The organism is Daejeonella sp. (assembly GCF_030684675.1).
Classification (GTDB): Bacteria; Bacteroidota; Bacteroidia; order Sphingobacteriales; family Sphingobacteriaceae; genus Daejeonella.
Genome location: NZ_JAUXXZ010000075.1, coordinates 1 through 22822, shown reverse-complemented (window position 1 = coordinate 22822; position 22822 = coordinate 1). Strand labels below are relative to the sequence as shown.

18 protein-coding genes are annotated in these 22822 nt (G+C 39.6%); 8 read left to right on the top strand and 10 right to left on the bottom strand.

The genetic code is table 11. The features are described from left to right. Positions 1–87 precede the first annotated feature (87 nt). The 4 genes from Q8M41_RS15610 to Q8M41_RS15595 all read right to left on the bottom strand — a co-directional run bounded on the left by Q8M41_RS15610 (position 88) and on the right by Q8M41_RS15595 (position 5497). Complete coding sequence (locus tag Q8M41_RS15610; protein ID WP_305366223.1) at positions 88–1380, bottom strand: MgtC/SapB family protein; 1293 nt, start codon at positions 1378–1380, stop codon at positions 88–90. Positions 1381–1490: 110 nt separating this feature from the next. Continuing rightward, positions 1491–1907: a GreA/GreB family elongation factor gene (locus Q8M41_RS15605; RefSeq protein ID WP_305366222.1), complete on the bottom strand. Its 417-nt coding sequence runs from the start codon at positions 1905–1907 to the stop codon at positions 1491–1493. A 510-nt stretch (positions 1908–2417) separates the two neighbouring features. Further along, entirely contained in the window at positions 2418–4520 is a 2103-nt protein-coding gene (locus Q8M41_RS15600) for a PQQ-binding-like beta-propeller repeat protein (RefSeq protein WP_305366221.1), read from the bottom strand. Between the two features lie 143 nt (positions 4521–4663). Beyond that, on the bottom strand, positions 4664–5497 hold the full coding sequence (locus Q8M41_RS15595; RefSeq protein WP_305366220.1) for a universal stress protein: 834 nt from the start codon (positions 5495–5497) through the stop codon (positions 4664–4666). A gap of 326 nt (positions 5498–5823) precedes the next feature. Here Q8M41_RS15595 and Q8M41_RS15590 point away from each other — a divergent pair, with 326 nt between their 5' ends. The 5 genes from Q8M41_RS15590 (at position 5824) to Q8M41_RS15570 (ending at position 14272) form a co-directional block, all read left to right on the top strand. Then, a complete protein-coding gene (locus Q8M41_RS15590) occupies positions 5824–8313 on the top strand; it encodes a cation-translocating P-type ATPase (protein WP_305366219.1) in 2490 nt (829 codons plus the stop codon). 109 nt (positions 8314–8422) lie between these two features. Further along, entirely contained in the window at positions 8423–10825 is a 2403-nt protein-coding gene (locus tag Q8M41_RS15585; RefSeq protein ID WP_305366218.1) for a heavy metal translocating P-type ATPase metal-binding domain-containing protein, read from the top strand. Further along, on the top strand, positions 10822–10983 hold the full coding sequence (gene ccoS, locus Q8M41_RS15580) for a cbb3-type cytochrome oxidase assembly protein CcoS (RefSeq protein WP_305366217.1): 162 nt from the start codon (positions 10822–10824) through the stop codon (positions 10981–10983). The genes Q8M41_RS15585 and ccoS overlap by 4 nt, the downstream gene beginning before the upstream one ends. 84 nt (positions 10984–11067) lie before the next feature. Further along, complete coding sequence (gene ccoN, locus Q8M41_RS15575) at positions 11068–13197, top strand: cytochrome-c oxidase, cbb3-type subunit I (RefSeq protein ID WP_305366216.1); 2130 nt, start codon at positions 11068–11070, stop codon at positions 13195–13197. Positions 13198–13399: 202 nt separating this feature from the next. After that, a complete protein-coding gene (locus Q8M41_RS15570; RefSeq protein ID WP_305366215.1) occupies positions 13400–14272 on the top strand; it encodes a cbb3-type cytochrome c oxidase N-terminal domain-containing protein in 873 nt (290 codons plus the stop codon). Positions 14273–14348: 76 nt separating this feature from the next. On the opposite strand, the gene Q8M41_RS15565 is transcribed toward Q8M41_RS15570, so the two are convergent. The 6 genes from Q8M41_RS15565 to Q8M41_RS15540 form a co-directional block, all read right to left on the bottom strand. Further along, on the bottom strand, positions 14349–15137 hold the full coding sequence (locus Q8M41_RS15565) for a PepSY domain-containing protein (RefSeq protein WP_305366214.1): 789 nt from the start codon (positions 15135–15137) through the stop codon (positions 14349–14351). A 96-nt stretch (positions 15138–15233) separates the two neighbouring features. Then, the gene (locus tag Q8M41_RS15560) at positions 15234–15644 is read right to left on the bottom strand and encodes a hypothetical protein (RefSeq protein ID WP_305366213.1); all 411 of its coding nucleotides are present in this window, start codon (positions 15642–15644) and stop codon (positions 15234–15236) included. A gap of 199 nt (positions 15645–15843) precedes the next feature. Next, entirely contained in the window at positions 15844–17493 is a 1650-nt protein-coding gene (locus tag Q8M41_RS15555; protein WP_305366212.1) for a murein L,D-transpeptidase, read from the bottom strand. A 57-nt stretch (positions 17494–17550) separates the two neighbouring features. After that, positions 17551–18183, bottom strand: coding sequence for a YceI family protein (locus Q8M41_RS15550; protein WP_305366211.1), 633 nt, complete (start codon positions 18181–18183; stop codon positions 17551–17553). A gap of 61 nt (positions 18184–18244) precedes the next feature. Continuing rightward, complete coding sequence (locus tag Q8M41_RS15545) at positions 18245–18973, bottom strand: TIGR00730 family Rossman fold protein (protein ID WP_305366210.1); 729 nt, start codon at positions 18971–18973, stop codon at positions 18245–18247. A gap of 7 nt (positions 18974–18980) precedes the next feature. Further along, entirely contained in the window at positions 18981–19988 is a 1008-nt protein-coding gene (locus Q8M41_RS15540; RefSeq protein ID WP_305366209.1) for a PEP/pyruvate-binding domain-containing protein, read from the bottom strand. Between the two features lie 260 nt (positions 19989–20248). Between Q8M41_RS15540 and ccoG the strand changes: the two genes are divergently transcribed. The 3 genes from ccoG to Q8M41_RS15525 all read left to right on the top strand — a co-directional run. Further along, positions 20249–21640: a cytochrome c oxidase accessory protein CcoG gene (gene ccoG / locus Q8M41_RS15535; RefSeq protein ID WP_305366208.1), complete on the top strand. Its 1392-nt coding sequence runs from the start codon at positions 20249–20251 to the stop codon at positions 21638–21640. A 2-nt stretch (positions 21641–21642) separates the two neighbouring features. Then, complete coding sequence (locus Q8M41_RS15530; RefSeq protein WP_305366207.1) at positions 21643–22065, top strand: FixH family protein; 423 nt, start codon at positions 21643–21645, stop codon at positions 22063–22065. A gap of 42 nt (positions 22066–22107) precedes the next feature. Continuing rightward, on the top strand, positions 22108–22822 hold a 715-nt coding region (locus tag Q8M41_RS15525), incomplete at its 3' end, for a sulfite exporter TauE/SafE family protein (RefSeq protein ID WP_305366206.1).

Here is a 22822-nt window from a genome sequence, read left to right as displayed (position 1 = left end):
TGTTTAAAATAACATGAGCAAATTAGTAATTATATTGATTCCTTCATCCTGAAGCCTGTAAAATAAAGGATATGAAATTGAATAGCCTCAGAAATTGGAATAGAGAAGAAAATAGGCTGAGCCGGTAAGAAATATTGCACAAAATCCAAAGAACGCGGTTTTACGCAATTGAACACTTCCAATACTGAGTACAATCATAAACTTGACCAGAGTATTGGAGAGAACTGCAATTAAAATTGTATTGATGGCAATAGCAGAATCCCCGCCGGATTTAGCCATTTTAGCCATGGAAAGGGTAATTGCATCCACATCGGTTATCCCTGAAATTGCACCGGCGATATAGGTTCCATTATCCCCGAAATTTTCCCCGGCATATTTTACAAGCCATTGAATCGCAGCATATAACAATGCAAACTTAATGGCGGTAGCAAGATCAAGCGGGTTTTTGAGGATAATTCCATCACCGCCAGGCTTACCCTTTCTGAAAGTATAGATTAAAAAAGCAGAGCCAAAACCTGCTATTGAAATGATTAGTATAGGTACCCACAATTCCAAAAATAGCTCCCAATTAATCACGTAAACCTCAAAAAGAACTCTTGGGAACATGATTGTGCAGGCAGAGATTATACCCATCGCATAATAGAAGGATGAGCTTGCCGATGCAGCTTCTTTACTTTTTCGGGAGAAGGTCAACGCCACCGAAGTACTCGAAACCAGACCGCCAACAAGGCCAGCAATCATGGTGCCTCTCTCTCCCATAAATTTGGCAATCATATAACCCACCAGGCTTGTACCTGCGACCAGAACCACCATTTGCCAGATTTCTTTCAGATTCCATAAATCATACGGTCCGAAATTATCATCCGGAAGAAAAGGAATCACGAGGGCCGACATCACGACAAACAAAATGATGGCGAGTAATTCCTGACGTTTGAGTTTCTCTACAAAGAGGTGTAATGTAGGCCTGAATGTCAAGAGAAGAAGCATTACCACCATAACGATAAGTGCAAATAGCACCATCCCCAGAAACACCAATCCGCCTAACATAAATGTAATTAGTAGCGCAAATTCAGATGTTGCACCCTTATTACTGGGCAGCTTGGATAATTGGATATAGGATATGATGACAAAAGCAAAAATGCAAACCAGGGTTGCACCAAAGATCCATGTACCTATCAGAGATGAAATAATAGCAGATAAAAACCCAAACATTGAAACCATGGTAAAGGTCCTTATTCCGGCAAACTGCTCCTCATGCTCCTGAGCTTCCTTTGAAAATTGCCTCTCCATGCCGATCAGAAAACCCATACCAATACTGATTAGCAGACCTATAAGGTGATCCATATTTAAATCAGAAAGCTTTGCTGCTTCAAACTCCATTTCGGGCTTTAAATTTTAAACTAAGATAGTCATCTCATTTTAATTGAGAATTGACAGTTGAGAATTGATAATTTAAAATCACTCTCAATTCTCCACTCTCAACACGATAGCTATCGAGTCTTAATTCCCTGTCCTGATTCCATTTCCGTGGTTCGTTTTACCGATACTATCCTGAATGTACGGAGTCCGGTTGGCATTTCCCAATCGACTTCAATGCCAGGACGATAGCCTAATAGTGCCACTCCGATTGGTGCCAGAACAGAAAGCTTATTGGTTTTATAATCTGCCTTATTGGGACTCACCAGAATAAAATTATATTTCTGTACGCTTTCAATATCCTCAATCTCCACATAAGAATTTTCGGATACAACATCCTCGGGCATATCTTCAGACTTGAGCACCCTGGCCGTTTTCAACTCCAGACTAAGTTTCTTTTTGTTAAATTCTGAGAGTTTGGTGCTCAGATTAAGGTGATTTTGCAAAAGTTCAAAATCATTTTTAGATAAGATCAATTGAGCTATTTTCATATGCTGCATTTTTTAAGATGTATATTATTTATTAGAATGAGAGGATTTATTATCAGCAGAGCGAATCAATTCTTAAATCCAAAATTTATACGCAGCTAAAAATGTCTCTTCCCAAAAAGACAATAGCACTGATTCCTGAGAAAATAAATAATGAAAATAAAAATGGAATGACCAGAAGACCCCAAACCTGTTAATTAGGCCGGGGCTTAATTAATAAAGTCCTTACTGCTTACCTGGAAAGAATATCCGATAGGAAAATTGAAACGATTCAATATGGCGCAGGAAATATATGCCACTTGCATTCTAACTGCAAGGCTCTTTATTATCTCCGTAAAATTTAATACCAATTGTTTCATTATAGCATTTAGCAGATAATTACAAAGGTACGTCTAAATTGTGAAATAAAGAAGGAAACCAAGTTACAAGCCCCCCCACTACATCTCAAAAACAGGTAATAAAATGTCTATAGAAGAGTTTACCCGAATCATTTGAAACCGGCATTCACCCGGATTAATCCAAAGCAAAGGCCACATAACTGTCTCCCTTATGCATACCCAGTTTAGTCCCGCCGCAGGCAATCACTACATACTGCTTGCCATTGATCATATAGGTTGATGGTGTTGCAAATCCTGAAGCTGGCAAGGGATGTTCCCAAAGTAATTTACCTGTCTTTTTATCAAATGCCCTGAAAGTATTGTCTTTAGTAGCCGCAATAAATAACAAACCTCCGGCTGTAACGAGCGGGCCACCATAATTCTCAGTTCCAGTTACAGGAATACCTTTCTTTGTCAGTTCTTTAATTTCCCCCAATGGGATCTGCCAGAGCTGCTTGCCGGTGTTTAAATCAATTGCACTAAGTGTTCCCCATGGCGGACTAATAGCCGGATAGCCATTTTCATCCAGAAACTTGTTGTATCCGTTAAAACGGTATGGCACATCCGGATACTCATCTTTAGCCAAAACACTTAACTCTTCCTTCTCTTCACCAAAAATATAAGAGATAATGGATTGTTTCTCTGCATCACTGATCTGGCTAAATCCAGGCATCATACCTTTTCCGTTTGTGATCAGGCTTGTTGTTACTGAGCGCCCCAGACGTTCCCTTATCCCAATCAAAGCCGGATAACCACTTTGAGGATTACCCGAAAAATCAGAACGATGGCAGGATTGACAATGATTCAGGTACAAAGATTTACCCGAACTCAGGGTCTTCGCTTTCACCTCATTTTTAGGGCTTAGACTGAATAACCAGGCCATTTCATTAGAGTTGACATAAATAATACCTTCCTTATCAACCGCAGCCCCACCCCACTCTGCCGCGCCATCCGGTCCGGGGAAGATCAGCGTCTGCCGGAAATCAAGCGGTTCAAAAGCTCCCAGTTTTGCCTGTCTGAAAACAGTTAAGAGAGAATCCCTTTTTCCCGATAAATGAGTGATATCATCTTCGGTCAGTGTTTGCCTGGCAAACGGCTTCGGTATACGCGGAATAGGCTGAGTAGGCCATGTTTTTTCTCCCGGAAGGGTAGATTGCGGTACCGGAACCTCATCAATTGGAAAAATCGGCTCTCCTGTAACACGATCAAAAACAAAAATATGCCCTGATTTAGTCACCTGAGCAACAGCATCAACACTTTTACCATTCCTGTTTATTGCGATCAGATTCGGGGGAGCAGGAATATCCCTGTCCCATATATCATGGTGAACAGTTTGGAAATGCCAGATATACTCCCCTGTTCTTGCGTTCAGGGCGATTAATGAATTCGCATATAGATTTTTACCTTCGCGATTACCACCATAAAAATCAAAAGAGGCTGACCCTGTTGGAACATAGAGAATTCCACGTTTACGGTCGACAGCCATCCCGGCCCAATTGTTTGCTGCGCCAATTGCCGGGTTTTTGTAAGCATCTGCCGGCCAGGTTTCATATCCGGGTTCACCGGGATGAGGAATAGTTTTAAATACCCAGGCCAGTTTCCCGCTTCTCACATTAAATGCCTGTATATATCCCGGAGCTGAACCAGTGCCTTCACCTAACCTCATCGGCATGATAATCAGGTCACCAAAGATTGTCCCCGGGGTGGTGGATGACACGAATTTAGTTGCAGATTCTTCTCCAAGCCCACTTTTCAAACTTACTCTGCCACCTTCCCCAAACGAAAGAATCGGTTTGCCGGTTATCGCATTTACTGCATAAAGCCAGGTTTGAAATGCAAACATAATCCGCTTGTCCTTCCCTTTCGACCAGTAAGCTACACCTCTGTTCACATTCGATGCGCCCTTACTTTCGGGAGAAAATCGCCATAATTCCTGTCCGGTAGCCGCATTGAGCGCAAACAGATGATTCGAAGCAGTTACTGCATACAAACGGTTTTCAATTATGATGGGATTACATTGTACCTGACCTGAATCTCCTGTATGAAATTCCCAAACCGGCTTCAGGGATTTTACGTTGTCTGTGTTGATCTTGGAAAGTGATGAATAATGATTTCTGTCTGCACCTCCAAGATATTCAGGCCAGTCGCTTTGCAAAGGCTCAGCCAAATACCCACGAAAACTTAATAGCAGAAGGCAAATGCCCGAAACTGCGGCAATTCTGAACAGGAGATTCTTCATTAGGATTCTATTAGATCAGATAAATAAGACCAGAATTTATCCCATTAAATTATAAAAATTTATCAGAAATCCGGTTTTACGGTCCGTATAAATTTAAAAATCCTATATCCGTAAGACTCAGGAGAAATCCTCGCTGAGATAATTTATTTTTTCGGGTAGACCAGCAGCGGTACTGATGAATTTAATGAATACTCTGCTGTACTACTTGAAAGAAACAGTTTCTGAAAAAATCCCTGGTTTTGATCAGTAAACATTACTAGAACAGAAGGCTTATGTTTTTTGATCACTGCCTGCAGGTTTACAACCAGGTTATATAGCAGATTAATATTTTCAAGACTGTATTTGATATGTGATTTAGGAAATTTGCGAATGATATTTTCAATCACTTTCGAATTAAAAACAATATCAGAGGGGTAATTCAGATGAAGTAATTCAATTTCTGCTCCCAGGGGATTTGCAAATTCAACCACCTGTTTCATCTCCTTTTCAAGGTCTGAAAGATCTGTTGCGTATAAAACAGATTTAATTTTAATATGCCTGTACGTGTTTGGAACGGCAATAACCGGCACCTCCGATTGCAGGATCAGGTTGGATGTATTGGTTCCAAAAATCTTTTTCATTTTGCCACCACCTCTTCTGCTGATGCAAATGAAATCAAAAGCTTTGTCCTTTGCATATTTCATAATATTGGCATCTGTTATGAAAGAACTGCTGATCACATGATTTATATTACCGGGAACAATACCCATTCCTGCATAAACCGCCGCCACAAATTTCTCAAGCTTTGCTTTAATCTTCGTGGCTTCATGATTTTCATAACTGGTGAATGTCTTTTCACCCCACGAAGTGGGCTTCATGATATAGTAAGAATGAAAAAATGTTAATTCACATTCCTGCTGTGAAGTCATTTGTATAGCAAAGCGCATCCCTGCTTTGGAATTTGAGGAGAAATCGGTTGTAACAAGAATCTTTTTCATTGTAAGCGAATTGATTTTATTCTAAATTTAATTCTATCGAAACAGTATTAATCATACCGATAATTGATATCCCGAATGTTTATAACAGTTTTTATATGTTAGTCTTAGATAACACCAAGTTACGAATTTGAAAATTGAAGTAAATGACCCTCCTCAGATAAGCCAATGACAATGATCACATTATTAAATTTACAAACCCTCATATTTGTATTTTATAATTTTTCTTTTTGCTGATAAGATTGGTGTTAAATCATTCTGATTGATAAAATTTTTAGAATGAAAATGACTAATTTATCAACAGAAATTTACCGCTAAGATTAAGCAACTTGTCAAACAATCCATTCCCATTTAAAGGACTAAGCAGTCAAGAAGTAAGTGCAAGGAAAAAAGAGGATATACATCAGGATTCAGAGCAAAGCGAATTCATCATTATTCTGAAAGAAACGGTTCTTGAACCCATATTCATCTTATTGATTGTCTCTGCTGTAGTCTACCTGCTTCTTGGAGAATTTTCGGAAGCGATCTTTCTGATGTCTGCGGTTATGCTGGTATCTGCGATTTCATTCTTCCAAACTTACCGAAGCCGCAAAGCACTATCCCTGCTTGAGGTATTGACAGCAACAAAGACAAAAGTGATCCGTGATGGTGAAGTAAAAGAAATCAGATCTGAGGAAATTGTGAACGGAGACTTTCTCGTATCAGAAGAAGGCTCTCTGCTTGCCGCCGACGGAATTATTGTTCATTGCAATGATTTTGCGGTGAATGAAGCGATGCTTACCGGAGAATCCTTAGCAGTAAGCAAGAACACAAATAAAGATAATAATGTAGTCTTTCAGGGCACACTGGCAGTATCCGGACTTGCGGTATATGAAGTTACAGCAACAGGCGCTGAAAGCCGGGCAGCTCAACTGGCAGCGCTTGCAAAAAACATCAAGACAGAAAAACCGCCCTTATACAAACAGATTCTGAGTTTTGTCAAAGCAATGACGCTTGTCGGGCTTATCTGCTTCATTCTAGTTCTTGGAATTAATTATTACCAGACTAATCAATTTCTCGAAAGCCTGTTAAGCGCATTAACATTGGCTATGTCAATCCTGCCGGAAGAGATCCCGGTTGCTTTTACAACATTCATGGCTCTTGGAGCATGGAAATTATCAAAAACCGGCATACTGGTCAAAGGTCTTAATACAGTAGAAACCCTGGGTGCCTCGACTGTAATTTGTATTGATAAAACGGGCACGATCACTGAAAACCGGATGGAATTGACAGCCGTTTACATCTACAAAACAGATGAGATTTTAACTGACAAAGATCTGAGTGAACAGAAATCAATGAATGAAGCGGCGGAATTTGGCATGTGGGCATCAGAACCGGTTCCTTTCGACCCCATGGAGATCGCTTTACATGAATTTTATAAAGAGCATGTTAAAACTGACAAAAGGTCGGGATACAAAATGATCCATGAATACCCGCTTGGAGGACAACCCCCAATGATGACCCATCTGTTTCAGAATAAACAGGGAAACCGCATCATAGCGGCAAAAGGTGCACCTGAACAAATCATGGAGGTATCGGGCCTGAAAGAGGCTGAAAAAGAAAAGATCACAGAGAGAATTAAAGAACTTGCACTAAAAGGATACAGAATTCTGGGGGTGGCCAGGACGCAGTTTGAAGGCGATTCGTTTCCTGAAAATCAACAGGATTTTAAATTTACATTTATTGGCCTGCTTGCATTTTATGATCCTCCGAAGCATAACATCGAAAATGTTTTTTTGCAATTCTACAATGCAGGAATTTCAGTTAAAATTATTACTGGCGACAATGCATTAACAACATCTACAATTGCTAAACAATGTGGTTTCAGGGATGCAGAAAATACACTTGAAGGAAAAGATCTGATAAATATGAGTGATAAGGAAGTACTGAAAGCGGCTGACACCTGCAATATTTTCACACGAATGTTTCCTGAAGCGAAACTCAGGATTATTGATGCGCTGAAACAGAAAGGTCATGTAGTAGCGATGACTGGAGATGGTGTGAATGATAGCTTAGCCCTAAAATCTGCTCATATCGGTATCGCTATGGGCAAAAAGGGTTCAGAAGTTGCCCGGCAGGCTTCTTCCCTGATCCTGATCGATGATGATCTCTCCCACATGGTCGAAGCGATCGCAATAGGTAGAAGAATTTATGAAAACCTTAAAAAAGCTATTCAATATATCATTTCGATTCATATCCCAATCATTCTTATCGTTACTGTTCCACTATTATTATTTTGGAAATACACCAATATCTTTACACCTGTACATGTAATCTTTCTGGAACTGATCATGGGGCCAACCTGCTCCATAATTTTTGAAAATGAGCCTATCGAACCTGATTCGATGAACAAAGCGCCCCGAAAACTCAGTACAAGTTTTTTCTCATTTAATGAACTATCAATGAGCATTATGCAAGGGCTTGTCATTACAGGGGTTTGTCTTGGACTTGGCTATTATTACATGGAAAATGAACATACGATAGCTGAGGTGAGAACTATAATTTACAGTACATTAATACTGAGCAATATTTTTCTTACCCTATCCAACAGGTCATTCTATTATTCTGTACTAACGACTATACAGTATAAAAACATCCTGATTCCTTTGATATTAAGTGCTTCTTTGATCATTCTGCTGCTTTCAATTTATTTTACTCCATTCCAGAATATATTTCAGTTTGTTCCGCTTCAGTCCACTGATCTTAGTTATTGTCTGATTGCGGCATTTGCAGGTGTAATGTGGTTAGAAATAATTAAATTTATAAAGAGAAGGATGTAAGGGTGCGCTTTTTGGAAAAGAATTTGTAAATAAAATTAGTGATACTGATCACGCAATAGTATAATCGGAATCATTTCAAAGCAAAGAATTAGACATCATTTTTGAATGCATGAATAATTTAAGTCCAAAAGCTGAAACAGAGGCATCCACACAGTGTTATCACTGTGGAAATGATTGTCCTGATGAGCAGTATCATTTTGATGAAAAAGAATTCTGTTGTATCGGCTGTCAGAGTGTTTATCAGATTCTTTCAGAAAATCAGCTCTGTAATTACTACGCTTACAACAATACCCCGGGTAAAACACAAAGTGATAAATTATCATATTATGATTACCTGGATGAACCAAAGATTGCCGGTGCTTTAGTCGATTATACTGATGACACGATCAGTATCATCACGCTATATATTCCGGCTATTCATTGCAGTTCCTGTTTATGGCTGCTCGAGCATCTTTATAAAATAAACAGTTCCATTGTCAGTTCCCGTATCGACTTCCTGAAAAAGCAGGTCAGTATCACCTTTAAGCATCATGAATTCTCTTTGAGAGAACTAGTGATTATGCTAAGCTCAATAGGATACGAACCTGTAATCAGTTTACAGGATGTGGTCAAGGAACAAAACAAGGTCTCTGACCGGGATCTGATCAAAAAGATTGCAGTTGCAGGTTTTTGCTTTGGGAATGTGATGCTTTTGAGCTTCCCGGAATATTTCGGGCTTGCGAGTTTTGAGCATCAGTTTAAGTCTTTTTTTGGATGGCTCAACCTGGTATTTGCAATCCCGGTGGTATTTTACAGTGGCCGTGATTATTTCGTTTCGGCATGGAAAAATCTGAGGAATAAATTATTAAATCTTGATTTTCCTCTTGCTCTTGGTATCGCGATCATGTTTATACGATCAGTATTTGAAATTGTAAGTGGTACGGGGGTCGGATTTGTGGATACCCTATGTGGACTTGTATTCTTCCTGCTGATTGGCCGCTGGGTACAGCAACGCACCTATCATCATCTTTCTTTTGAGCGCGATTACAGGTCGTATTTCCCGGTTGCGGTAACCCTTCTAACTGAGGATACCGAAAAGCCGATTCCGATGGATGAACTTAAGGTTGGCGACAGGATTTTGATCAGAAATAATGAGGTGATTCCCGCCGACACCATATTGATGAAGGGCGATGCGGTGATAGATTTCAGTTTCGTTACCGGAGAATCTTCGCCTGTACAGAAAGTATTAGGCGAGGTAGTTTATGCCGGTGGACGGCAGATTAATGAAGCCATCGAACTCGAAGTGATCAAACCCGTTTCTCAGGGCTATCTGACAAGCCTTTGGAATAATGAGGCTTTTGAAGGGAAGAGAAAAAAGATGGATACCTTCAGTGATACCGTAAGCCGCTATTTCAGTGTTGTACTGCTGCTCATTGCATTTGGTTCAGCAGCATTTTGGTGGATAAGCAGCGAGAATATAAAAGCATGGGAATCATTTACCGCCGTACTGATCATTGCATGTCCCTGTGCCCTGGCCCTGAGTTCTCCCTTTACACTATCGGCCGTACTTAGCATTTTTGACAGGAATAAATTCTATCTCAAAAATACAGCGATAGTTGAACAACTGGCGCGTATTAACACGCTTGTTTTTGACAAAACAGGAACCATAACGGCTCCGGAGGGTTTCAAAATCAGTTTTGAAGGAGATTTGAATTATGAAGAAAAGTGCCTGATCAGCTCCCTTGCCCGTAACTCAGGACATCCACTGAGTAGGGAAATGGTAAAATGGATTAAGATAAACGAATATTTCCCGGTTAGCTTTTACAAAGAAATTCCTGGTAAAGGAATTGAAGGAATAGTCAAAAATAAGCTGCTTAGAATCGGCAGTGCTTCATTTTTAAACATAAATTCTACTAAAACTGATACCGGGACTGTCTATATTCAGATAGACGATCATTATGCCGGGCATTTCAGTTTCAGACAGAGATGGCGTCCGGGATTAAAAGAGCTCTTTGGTAAATTGAGTAAATCGCTGGGTATGCATTTATTATCCGGTGATCAGGATACTGAACGTGAATTCCTGCTCCCGGCATTCCCATGGGAAGATCAGATGCATTTTAAACAGAGTCCGCAGAATAAACTTGATTACATAAAGGCGCTGCAGCAGAAGAATAAAATGGTAATGATGCTAGGCGACGGGCTGAATGATGCCGGTGCATTGAAGCAAAGTGATTTGGGTATTGCAGTTACAGATAATATCAACAACTTCTCTCCCGGCTGTGATGCGATACTTGACGGTTCAGGTTTTGAAAAACTTCCCCGCTTTATTCAACAGGCAAAAGATGCTGTAAAAGTAATTCATATCAGTTTCGGTATCTCATTAACCTATAATGTAATCGGCTTATTTTTCGCGGTTCAGGGTTTGTTATCACCCCTTTTTGCGGCAATATTAATGCCTTTAAGCACAGTAACTATTATTTCATTCACAAGTATCGCAACCCATTTGTTTGCGCGAAAAAATAAATTGACATGAACATCCTCTATTTCCTGATTGGTTGCAGCGTATTACTTGCATTGATCTTTTTGATCGCATTTTTCTGGGCAATGAAAAATGGTCAGAATGATGATACCTATACCCCTGGAGTTAGAATATTATTTGATGACGATATCCCAAATGAAAACAATAAGTGATTAAGATCATATTTTTATAACAAGGTATGTCACATGATTGTCACCTGAGCTCTTTAATTTTACACCACAAATAAAAACGTACTTATGCTTGAAAAATTCAACTATGACAACAAAATTGTAAGGAATTTCGCGATAGCCACCGTGGTATGGGGACTTATCGGAATGACTGTCGGACTTTTGATTGCAATGCAGCTGTTCAGTCCGGACATGAACCTTGGCAATCAGTACACTACTTTTGGCCGTATCCGTCCATTACACACCAATGCAGTAATCTTTGCATTCGTTGGTAACGGTATTTTCATGGGGGTTTATTATTCCTTACAGCGACTTCTGAAGGCCAGGATGTTCAGTGATGCACTAAGCAGTATCCACTTCTGGGGATGGCAGCTAATCATTGTTTCTGCAGCGCTAACTCTTCCTTTGGGTATAACTACTTCGCATGAATATGCAGAACTCGAATGGCCGATCGATATCGCAATTACCCTTATTTGGGTAGTTTTCGGGATTAACATGTTCGGTACAATAATAAAGCGCCGTGAACGGCATATGTACGTTGCCATATGGTTTTACATTGCCACGTTTGTCACCGTTGCTGTACTGCACATTGTCAATTCATTTCAGCTACCAATTTCAGCTTTCAAGAGTTATTATTTATATGCCGGTGTTCAGGATGCCCTGGTACAATGGTGGTACGGGCATAATGCTGTAGCGTTCTTCCTTACAACACCATATTTGGGAATGATGTATTACTTCCTTCCTAAAATGGCACAGCGCCCGGTTTATTCTTATAAATTAAGTATCCTGCACTTCTGGTCGCTGATCTTCATTTATATATGGGCTGGTCCGCATCACCTGCTGTATTCTTCCCTTCCGGGATGGGCACAGTCACTGGGTGTTGCCTTCTCAATCATGCTAATCGCACCTAGCTGGGGTGGTATGATCAACGGTTTGTTGACCCTGAGGGGTGCATGGGATAAGGTACGTGAAGATACCAATCTGAAATTCATGGTCGTAGGTATTACCTCCTATGGTATGGCTACATTTGAAGGTCCGATGCTTTCACTTAAGCAGGTAAATGCGATAGCACACTTTACCGACTGGATCGTAGCACACGTACACGTAGGTGCTTTGGGATGGAACGGCTTCTTAACCTTTGCTATTCTGTACTGGCTGATCCCAAGAATTTACAAGACAGAGATATTCTCTAAAAAACTCCTTGCATTCCACTTCTGGATAGGTACACTGGGTATCCTCTTCTACGCAATTCCAATGTACCTGTCAGGATTTTTACAAGGCCTAATGTGGAAAGAGTTTACTCCAGAAGGAATGTTAAAATATCCTAACTTTCTGGAAACCACTCTTCAGCTTTTGCCAATGCATATGTTCAGGGCAATTGGAGGTTTATTATACCTTACTGGAGTTATAGTAATGTGTTATAACCTGATCAAAACTGCTGCCAGCGGACAATTAGTTGCTGATGAGCCGGCCGAAGCTATGGCACTCGAGCCTGCTTTCACACCCGGAAGCGGTGAAAAAACATGGCACCGTTCACTCGAACGCAAACCAATGTATTTCCTGGTACTGTCACTGATTGTGATTCTGATTGGCGGTATGGTTGAAATGATGCCAGCTTTTATGATCAAGTCTAATATTCCAACCATTGCGAGTGTTAAACCATATACTCCGCTCGAATTACAGGGTCGTGATCTATATATCCGTGAAGGTTGTGTAAACTGTCACTCACAAATGGTCAGACCTTTCCGTTCAGAAACTGAGCGTTATGGCGAATACAGTAAAGCCGGCGAATTTGTGTATGATCATCCATTCTTATGGGGTTCCAAGCGTACCGGGCCCGATTTACACAGGCAGGGAGGTAAATATTCCAATGCATGGCAATTCAACCACCTGATGGACCCGACAACAATGTCGCCAGGAAGTATCATGCCTCCATATCCATGGCTGATTGATCAGACTTTGGATACATCGACTACAGTTGCTAAGATTAACGCCATGCGGACTCTTGGAGTTCCTTATGAGGAAGGTTATGAGCTGAAAGCAAACACAGACCTCAAGGCTCAGGCAGATGCAATCGCTGCTAACCTGGCAATTGATAATATTAAGGTACAAAGCGATAAGGAGATCATAGCGATCATTGCTTACCTCCAGAGGCTTGGTACTGATATCAAGACAGGCGGCAGTGGTTCAAATCAATAAGCAAAACAATAAAAAATTAATTCAAAAGATATGTTCAAACAATTTATAGATAAATCACTGGGCGCAGATGTCTATCTGATCACCTCGCTCGGAATATTTTTAGTGTTTTTTTTGGTGGTTACTGTCTTGCTTTTCACAATGAATAAAAAACACGTCAGTTATATGAGTGAGCTCCCTTTAAATGAAGATAAAGCATAGAATTATGAAACGTTTGATTTACACAATCGCAATCCTATTAACTGCCAGTCCATTATGGGCCGCTGAACCATCTGTCGCTGGTGGAAACACAGGAAATACTTTTTCAGAAGTAGTTGTGATATTATTTCTGATTGCACTTCTTTTCCTGATTGTTTCTCTTGTACTACTAAAAACCGTACAGATCATGGCAAATGAGATAAAGAATCCTGAGCTGTTGCCGGTTGAAGCACCTGCACGGATGCTGGAATATTCAGAATGGGAGGCCTCAGAAAAAACGAGTCAGAGTATCTGGACAAAGTTAATGGGTCTCAGACCAATTTCTGAGGAAAAAGATATCATGATGGATCATGAATTCGATGGTATCGTTGAGCTCGACAATCCAACACCCGCCTGGTTTATGGGTTTATTTTATTCGACCATCCTTTTTGCGATAGTTTACCTTCTTAATTACCATGTTTTTGAATGGAGCCCGCTTCAGGATGAAGAATATGCCATTGAGATGAAAGCAGCGGATGTTGACAAGGCGGCAGTTCTGGCGAAATCAGGTGAAGCTATTGATGAAAACAGTGTTAAAATAAGCACAGACGCAGGGATAATTGCAGCTGGCAAGGCAGTCTACACCCAGAATTGTATTGCCTGCCACGGAGCACTTGGTGAAGGAACTGTAGGACCAAACCTGACAGATGATTCATGGATTCATGGTGGAACAGTCAACGCAATCTTCAAGACCATTAAATATGGTGTACCGGAAAAAGGAATGATATCCTGGGAGAAAACACTAACACCAAAACAAACCTCGGATGTATCGAATTTCATCCTAAGTCTCCAGGGTACAAATCCACCTAATCCGAAAGCTCCACAAGGTGTAAAATTATAGGCTAACCTTTATAATTTGTTGAAAACCGGATTCCGATCGAATCCGGTTTTTTATTTTAAGAACCTGGGTTTGTACATTATTTTGCCGGATGTTTTTTCTTCCTTCTTAGCGCACCAGAACTAAAATAGAATAAAATAAAACCGGAAGAAATCGTTAATAATCCGAAAATAGAAAATGCCCTGAGCAAGAGATTTCCGAAATTATCCCGGCCCTCATAGTCCATGGTATGCATCATCCACAGAAAATCAAAAATTCGCCATTTTTGGTTTCTGATCTTTTGAATAGTCCCTAATTCTGCAGAAATAAAAACAGTAGATCTGGAAGGGTGATCGAAGCTAATGGCAAATGCAGGCAGAGGATTTAATCTGTATTCGTGATGCGATGAAGTTTCTTCTAACCTTTTCACCTCAATAACCTTTGAATCCCCATTAAACGCAGATTTGGCAATTTCAACTGCCTCCGACTCTGTCAACGGTCCACGGAGAACACCACTTACCGCATCAGCGAGTTGAACAGCAGGCTTTTTCATATCTCTATGCCCTGAATGATTGGTATCAGCCGCAAAACCAGTAAAGTAATGAATCTGATAATATGGCTTTCCCAGAATTTCGATCAGCTTAAGTTCCTTTACTGAATCGAACTCTCCCCTAACTTTTAATTGCTTAAGAATTAGTGATGGAGAAATAAATTCAGAATTAACCGGTATCAAAGCCAAAGGATTCCTATTGAGCTCACCGTGGATCTCATCCATATTACTCCAGCTAAAGTAGATTCCACCCACTGTCCATAATAAAAACTGAATTCCAAGGATTAATCCCAGATAGCGATGTAACTTCCTGATTTTATAATGAAAATTTCTTGCCATAGATCTCTTTTTCGGGAAAATATAGCAATTATTTGAGTGTTTGAATACTATCCTAAAAAAAAGGTACAGAATAATGGTGTACCCATTTAATAAATATTACACAGCTCCGGCTTTGATCGCTCTTTCAGACAATTTATAAAGACCCGTCCCAGCAATTACAATACTATCACTATCCAATCGCTCCTCATGCCTGACCTCAACCCATCCGTAATGAAAGTTCTGGCCATTTTTGATTCGGACTCCAAGGTATAATTTACGGCTGCCATTAAACATTCCTATTCTTTGTATATCCGACTGATATACATACTTCTCTAAAAGAATGCCATTGCTTCCTGACCATCGCTTTGAATTGCCTGGAGGTATGATATCATATATTTCGGCATTTGATGGAAATGCATAGGCATCCAAAAGGCCGGTGGCAACCAGTTGTACATTTCCATTCAATGGCTCTGCAACATAAAAATAAGTGGTCATTAGATTTTCAGGAAGAACAGTTAGTCTGTTCAATAGGCTTTGCCTTTTTACATGAACCTGAAAAAATAATAAAACCGGTTAATAAAATTAAAAGAAGCTTTCTATCAATAAAAATCATGGCGATAAGAATTCAGTATATTCAATAAGACGGAATTAATAAGAAAAGTGTTACAAGGAGGGCGAATTTTTAAACCCTGACGACAATATTTAAACAGAAATTCCGGAACGTTACTTATTTTATCATCATCATTTCTGCAAGACGATCATCCCTTTCATAAATATCCTTACGGAAATTGATCTTCCCATCCCTGTCGACAAAAGCGGTGAAATACACGATGAATACGGGTACTCTTTCATTAAGAGTGACGGTTCGCTCCGTTCCGGCATTCATGGCCGCATTAATCTTTTCATCATCCCAGGAAGGATCATTCTTTAAAAGGAACTGAGCAAGTTTAAATGGTTCCTGAATACGCATACAACCATGGCTAAAGGCCCTGCTGCTTTCATTAAACAATGACTTTGCAGGTGTATCATGCAGGTACATATTATAACTGTTAGGGAAGAGGAATTTAACCAGACCCAGAGAATTGTCAGGTCCCGGCTTCTGTCTGATCTCCGGAATCCCATCCCGGTAACCTGTGATCTCCATATTATGCTTTTCAAGGTAATTACGGTCGCGACGCATATCTTTGAGCACTTCATTAATGACGATGCTTTTGGGAACATTCCAATACGGACTGAATACTACATATCTAAGTTCACCACTGAAGATCGCTGTTTTATGGATCGGTTTACCCACTACAATATTGCAGCTCCATAACAATTTGTCACCACTATTGACATGTAACTTAAATTCAGGAATGTTTACAACCAGGTAATCACTGTTAAGGCTGACCGGTACCCAACGGCTTCTTTCCATGTTAACTATCAATTGTGTGATCCTTTGTTTAAATGGAACATTCATTTCTGCTATCGTAGTCTTTCCAATTATCCCATCATCCTTTAGCCCATGCCTTTGCTGAAAGCTCATCACTGCCTTTTCAAGTTCTGAATCATATATCCGGCTACCATCATTAATTTTAAGATCGCCAAGGTCATTAAGCCTTTGCTTTACCTGAACAACTACATCAGAACTATCGCCTGGCTTTAGTGACTTATTAAACGATTTAATCGCGAACCATTTCCCTTTCTCTTCCAGCTCACTGTAATTTTGAAGAAATTTTCTCAATAGTCCATACTGCCTGTTTACCGGTCGTTTAAGCTCCTTTATTTGTTCAGGAGCAGTCTCCAGAATGCTGTCAAGAAATTCCTCGTAGGAAACTCTTTTTCTCGGAAGATTCCAATCTACTTTTCTGGAAACACTAGGATCCATTCCACCCCAAACCATATCTGCAAAAGCAAAATACTGGGCTGTAAGCATAAGTTCGAGGTTCAAAACAGTTTCATCAGAAACCCTATCTAAACTGCCTTCATAGATCAGGGAATCAAGCACTTGTGTATAAGGAAGTTCCTTGTTTACACCGTCGTACTGCAGATTCCTCATCCGGTCAGTCAGGCTTGAAGCATGTTCGATCAGGCCTTCCTTATCAAACCAGGCAAAGGCCATATTTCTATGGCTGTAAAAAGTGCTTATTTCCTTTTCATACTTTTTCAACTTAGGGTATTGCTTTAAAAAAACAACAATCTCCAGACTATCAAATTTAGAATTGGTTTGAGAACTGAAACTTCCCGGAATACTTTTGCTCCATTCATTCAGATCCTTGTTCCTTAAGGAATCTATAGAATTTTTTGCTGTATTTTTCCTGTCCTGACCACATCCCTGAAAAGGGAGAAGTGAAATCATTATATATAAAAACAGGTATGCCGGGGTATTAAAATTCATTTTTTCTGATCTGCTTATAATTTATTCATTTGAATTCCTTTGTTTGAAACCAATAACTTACCTATCGGATGCTGAAGACAACATCATTGGTTTGAGCCCAATAACAAAGTTAACGGTCACATCATCACTGGTGTTTAAGGTTCCCATTAGTGTCTTTTTAGGCACTACCTGGTAGGTGCTGAGTTTCAGTTTATGAGTTCCTGCGAAAGTAATTGTACCATCCTTTATTACTGTGGCAATAAGATCCATTTTGATTGCCTGGGTCACTCCGGCAATTGTGAGGTTTCCGGTGGCTTTGACCAGATATTGATCCTTGTCATCCCAGGGATGAATTTCGGATTTAACATATTTGAAATATATTTTATCGAATGGATAGGATTTTAAGGTTCTGTGAGCAATCCGATCCATATAGGTATTCGGACTGCTTAGTTTTTGTACAGGAACAGTGAAACTTAAATTATTAATTACTTTTAATTGTCTGTTTTGAAGTGTAATCAGAGCCTTGCATTCCACACTATCCGTTTTCATTTTCCAGTTATAATTATTGGTATAACCACTTACCTCAATCTCACCTGCGTGATAAACATAGGTTTGCTGCTGCCCGAAAACAAACAGGTTTGAAAACAGGAACAAAAAGCTAAGAAATACCCGTCTTAACCCGTATTCGCTTAAATTGATAGTTGCTTTCATTTCTTAACTTTTTTAAAAAAACTGTTAAATACAGATAATGAAATATTTATACAAAAAACACTTAGAATCTGAACCTCGATTCAAATAACCATCCAAAAGGCCGGATATTCTCCTCAGGTTTCAATCCATGTCGTTTAATACTGTTTTCTTTTATTAGTTCTACCGCTTCTTCAATGGAATCAGTCACCAGAAAAAGTTCCATATCCGAATCAGAAATCGTTCCCATCTCATTCATCATCTGATTGTGCTCAATTAATTTCTGATGGAATTCCTTACAAAAGATAATTACCGGAAAATTCCTGATCTTTTTTGTTTGAATAAGGGTAATCGCTTCAAAATACTCGTCCAGTGTGCCAAAGCCACCCGGCATCACCACAAAGGCAAAGGAATATTTTATAAGCATCACTTTCCGAACAAAGAAATGCTTAATCTCAACCCATTTATCACAATAAGGATTAACACCCTGCTCCATCGGAAGCTGAATATTACAACCAACCGAACGTCCGCCTACATCTTTAGCTCCACGGTTTGCAGCTTCCATTATTCCCGGACCACCTCCTGTCATTATCGTAAATCCCAGTTTGGCAAACTCTGCTGAAGCTTTCCTGGTTAGTTTATAAAATTCATGATCTTCCTTAAATCTTGCAGATCCAAAGACTGTTATACAGGGGCCGATAAAATGCAGCGCCCTGAACCCTTTGATAAACTGAAAGAAAATATCAAATGTGAACAACAGTTCTTTTCTACGGGATTGCGGGCCACCAAGGAATTTAATTTCGGATTTTGTCATGCTAAACTTAATATGTCTTTAATTTTTTGAAATTTTCAGGTTTTGCCTGAAGCAAAAACAAATCCTGACTAGAGCTATCCTTTGCCCATTCCATACTCATCGGACTATTATAATAGTTCTCAAGAGTTATACCCCAATTTGCAATAGTAAGAATTTCCTCATCATTAAGTATAAATTTACTCCTCAGTTCGGAGCTTGTTTCCTTTTCGATCAGACTAGCGGTATCCCCACTATCTTTATAAACCATCATATGGCTCTTTGTTCCAAGTTTCTTTTGAATGATAGAATTGACACCCATATTAAGGTTTGGCTTGTAAACAATAAACTCATCCTGAATGAGTAGCTGCTCAGTATTTTTAAATCCGATTCCCAAAATTCCTGAAACATGTATAACATCCACAAAACCACTCTGGGGATCTGAAGTATAAGCATAGCCCGAACAAGCCTGATCTGCCCGGATCATTTTTTGCACGCCAACAGAGATCACTCTATCCTTGCGATGAGGGTCGTCAATCAGAGCCTGATCAGAATACAGTGAGGCAAAACATTTTTTCACTGAACCGAACAACTCTTTCTCTCCTCTTACATTTAGAAAAGTGTCATATTTATCCTTTGTCGTGATTGATAATGAATTATACTCAACAGGACTGCTCCTTACTGCCAGCCCGCCCTCAGAAGCTTTCATGAGCTCTTGATATGCCAGCAGTATTCTATCATAGAGATCACCAGGAATCCTGGCACCCAGAATCAAATCCCTAGCCTGCTTTCCAATCTCTGAAATACTTACAGGGTCCGATTTGTCTATCCCTGAAATTAACTGATCATGAACACCGTCGAGCTTATTATATGCTATAAAATGGCGGTAAGCTGAAGCAGTTATAACGAAACCATCAGGCACCCTTATATTTCCGAGTGCTTTCTGAGTAAATATTTCACCCAAAAAAGCATTCTTTGCCCCGACCTCATCAGCATCAGCAATTGTAATCGCTTTAAGTCTCAGAATATAATCCTTCATAATCTTAAATTATTTTGTTCAATATTCAGGCTTGTTTTAGTGAATCTACATAAATTTATAAAACAGGAATCTCTAATACGAAAATGCATGCTTTGCTGCTTTCTATTAATGATAGCAGTTATCTTTTATAATGATCTAAGTCATACTCTTATAACAATATTAATTCAACTTTTACGCTGTAATCAAAAAGGCATAGGCATCATCAAAAACCCTGTTTTGTAACGTTTGATGTCTGTTTCAGATTAACAACAATTAAAAAAATGGCTGAACCACAAAATTTCAGAGATCATATTCCATCCATTACCGATACAGGAAATAAGAGGAAATGGATGTATCCCCAGATCATCAAAGGTAACCTATACAAGTACCGTGACATTGTAAGTTATGCGCTTCTGGCACTTCTGTTCAGCTCTCCGTTTATAAAAATCAATGGCGAGCAAATGATTCTTTTAAATATAATGGAACGAAAATTCGTTTTTTTTGGAATCATTTTCTGGCCCCAGGATTTTTATCTGTTTGTTCTGGCTCTGTTAACCTTTATGGTTTTTATAGTGATGTTTACGGCCATTTTTGGTCGGGTTTGGTGTGGCTGGGCATGTCCTCAAACCATTTTTATGGAGATGGTATTCCGGAAAATTGAAAACTGGATTGAAGGGGACTGGATACATCAGCAAAAACTGAATCAGGCACCTCTGAGTTTTGAAAAAATTGCTAAAAAAACTGCCAAGCACTCCATCTTTATTTTCATTTCTTTTCTGATTTCGAATATTTTTCTGGCTTATATTATCGGTTCAGATGAACTGATAAAGATTATGTCAGAACCTTTAGGGCAGCATATCAGCGGATTTATCTCCATTCTGATTTTTACTATGGTCTTTTATATTGTCTTTTCATATTTAAGGGAATTAGTTTGTACCGTGATCTGCCCTTACGGACGACTTCAGGGAGTTTTACTCGACAATCAGAGTATAATCGTAGCTTATGACTATGAACGTGGCGAGCCCAGGGGTAAAATACTTAAGAATACTGAACAAAACTTAGGTGATTGTATAGATTGTAAGGTTTGTGTACATGTTTGTCCAACAGGAATAGATATCCGTAATGGTACCCAGCTTGAATGTATCAACTGTACAGCCTGTATTGATGCATGCGACATGGTGATGGAAAAGATAAATCGTCCAAAACGACTGATAGGTTTTATGTCAGAGGATCAGATAAAAACCAAATCTCCGCTTAAGCTTAGCCGGAAAGTATATGCTTATTCCGTAGTATTACTTATTTTATTCTCTGTTCTGAGTTTCATGCTAGTCAGCAGAAGTGATATCGCAACAACTGTTCTGCGTGCCGGAGGAACACTTTATCAATTAAGGGATAATGGGACAGTAAGTAATTTATATAATGCCGAACTGGTTAACAAGACCACAAAAATGGTTAAATTTGAAATGAGGCCTATCGATCCGGACACTAAAATTCAGTATATCAGAAAAGAGGATGAGATCAAAATGGGAAGCAGCGTAAAAGTTACCTTTTTTGTATTAAGGCCGCAAAAAAGTGTCAGTAAATACAAATCAGAGATCGGGATAGAAATTTGGTCTGAAGGTAAACTGATCGATAGGATTAAAACAAATTTCATAGCACCACCAAGCGAATAAGGATGAACTGGGGAACAAAACTTGTAATAGGAATGGCATTGTTTATGTCCTTTATCATCACGCTGGCAGTATTAATGATCAGAAGTGATTCTGATGACCTGGTGGATACCAATTACTATGAAAAAGGTATTGAATACGATAAGGATTATGTTCGTAAAACTCAGCTTATTGAAGACAAGGCTGAGCCGGAGATTAGTGTAAATGACCAACTGACGATCATTTTCAAAAGCCCGGCTATAGGAAGTATTCGCTTTTTACATCCATCAGATAAAACAAAAGACAGTACAATGAATATTAATTCAGGAGCAGGCATTCAGGTAGAATTTCCACTTGATAGTTTCAGAAAGGGGCATTGGAAAGTTTCTCTTGAATGGAAAAGCAATGGAAAATCTTACATGTACGATAAGAGCATTATAATCAATTGACATTCAGACGATTTTCGTATGAATTTAGAGAATTGGGCTTAAATGAATTATAACGAACTTGCATTTTTCACCGGACTATTCGGCAGTATCCATTGTATAGGGATGTGCGGACCACTGGCCTTTGCAGTTCCTAGCATTCATCAGCAGCGCTGGCTGATCATCTTCGATAAGCTGATCTACAATCTGGGGCGAACTTTAACTTACACCTTGCTGGGTGTACTCATCGGACTTGCCGGACAGCAGCTCTGGTTAGCCGGAATGCAACAAACAATCAGCATCCTAACCGGCGTTTTCATCATTCTTGCAGCAACATCCAGAATTCTCAAGCTGTCCATAGGTAATGGAGTATGGTTCTCAGGGTTTGTACAATCATTCAACAAATTACTTGGATATTCCCTGAGACATAAAGCAGGGCACCTGATGGTTGGAATACTGAACGGTTTTTTACCCTGCGGATTTGTTTACCTGGCAATGGCCGGTGCTCTGAATACAGGAAGCGTTATTGCATCTGCACAATACATGTTCTTTTTTGGAATCGGTACTCTGCCCCTGATGATGGCTGCTATGGTCAGTACGGGATTTGCAGGGCCGGTATTCCGCCGACGGATCAATAAGACCATCCCATTTCTAATGCTTGGATTGGGTGTTTGGTTTGTGCTGAGGGGGTTTAACCTGGATATTCCATATTTGAGTCCGCCTAAAATGGATACGGGAGTTGAGGTTTGTTCCGTTGCGGATCAGGTCCGCAATGACAACG

Excerpts from the sequence above, each read along its gene's own strand:
- Q8M41_RS15595 (WP_305366220.1), bottom strand. The coding sequence starts at position 5,497 with ATGAAAAAGATTCTTGTTACAACCGATTTCTCCTCAAATTCCAAAGCA.
- Q8M41_RS15605 (WP_305366222.1), bottom strand. The coding sequence starts at position 1,907 with ATGAAAATAGCTCAATTGATCTTATCTAAAAATGATTTTGAACTTTTG.
- Q8M41_RS15585 (WP_305366218.1), top strand. The coding sequence starts at position 8,423 with ATGAATAATTTAAGTCCAAAAGCTGAAACAGAGGCATCCACACAGTGT.
- Q8M41_RS15530 (WP_305366207.1), top strand. The coding sequence starts at position 21,643 with ATGAACTGGGGAACAAAACTTGTAATAGGAATGGCATTGTTTATGTCC.
- Q8M41_RS15610 (WP_305366223.1), bottom strand. The coding sequence starts at position 1,380 with ATGGAGTTTGAAGCAGCAAAGCTTTCTGATTTAAATATGGATCACCTT.
- Q8M41_RS15600 (WP_305366221.1), bottom strand. The coding sequence starts at position 4,520 with ATGAAGAATCTCCTGTTCAGAATTGCCGCAGTTTCGGGCATTTGCCTT.
- ccoG (WP_305366208.1), top strand. The coding sequence starts at position 20,249 with ATGGCTGAACCACAAAATTTCAGAGATCATATTCCATCCATTACCGAT.
- Q8M41_RS15570 (WP_305366215.1), top strand. The coding sequence starts at position 13,400 with ATGAAACGTTTGATTTACACAATCGCAATCCTATTAACTGCCAGTCCA.
- Q8M41_RS15555 (WP_305366212.1), bottom strand. The coding sequence starts at position 17,493 with ATGAATTTTAATACCCCGGCATACCTGTTTTTATATATAATGATTTCA.
- Q8M41_RS15540 (WP_305366209.1), bottom strand. The coding sequence starts at position 19,988 with ATGAAGGATTATATTCTGAGACTTAAAGCGATTACAATTGCTGATGCT.
- ccoS (WP_305366217.1), top strand. The coding sequence starts at position 10,822 with ATGAACATCCTCTATTTCCTGATTGGTTGCAGCGTATTACTTGCATTG.
- ccoN (WP_305366216.1), top strand. The coding sequence starts at position 11,068 with ATGCTTGAAAAATTCAACTATGACAACAAAATTGTAAGGAATTTCGCG.
- Q8M41_RS15565 (WP_305366214.1), bottom strand. The coding sequence starts at position 15,137 with ATGGCAAGAAATTTTCATTATAAAATCAGGAAGTTACATCGCTATCTG.
- Q8M41_RS15545 (WP_305366210.1), bottom strand. The coding sequence starts at position 18,973 with ATGACAAAATCCGAAATTAAATTCCTTGGTGGCCCGCAATCCCGTAGA.
- Q8M41_RS15550 (WP_305366211.1), bottom strand. The coding sequence starts at position 18,183 with ATGAAAGCAACTATCAATTTAAGCGAATACGGGTTAAGACGGGTATTT.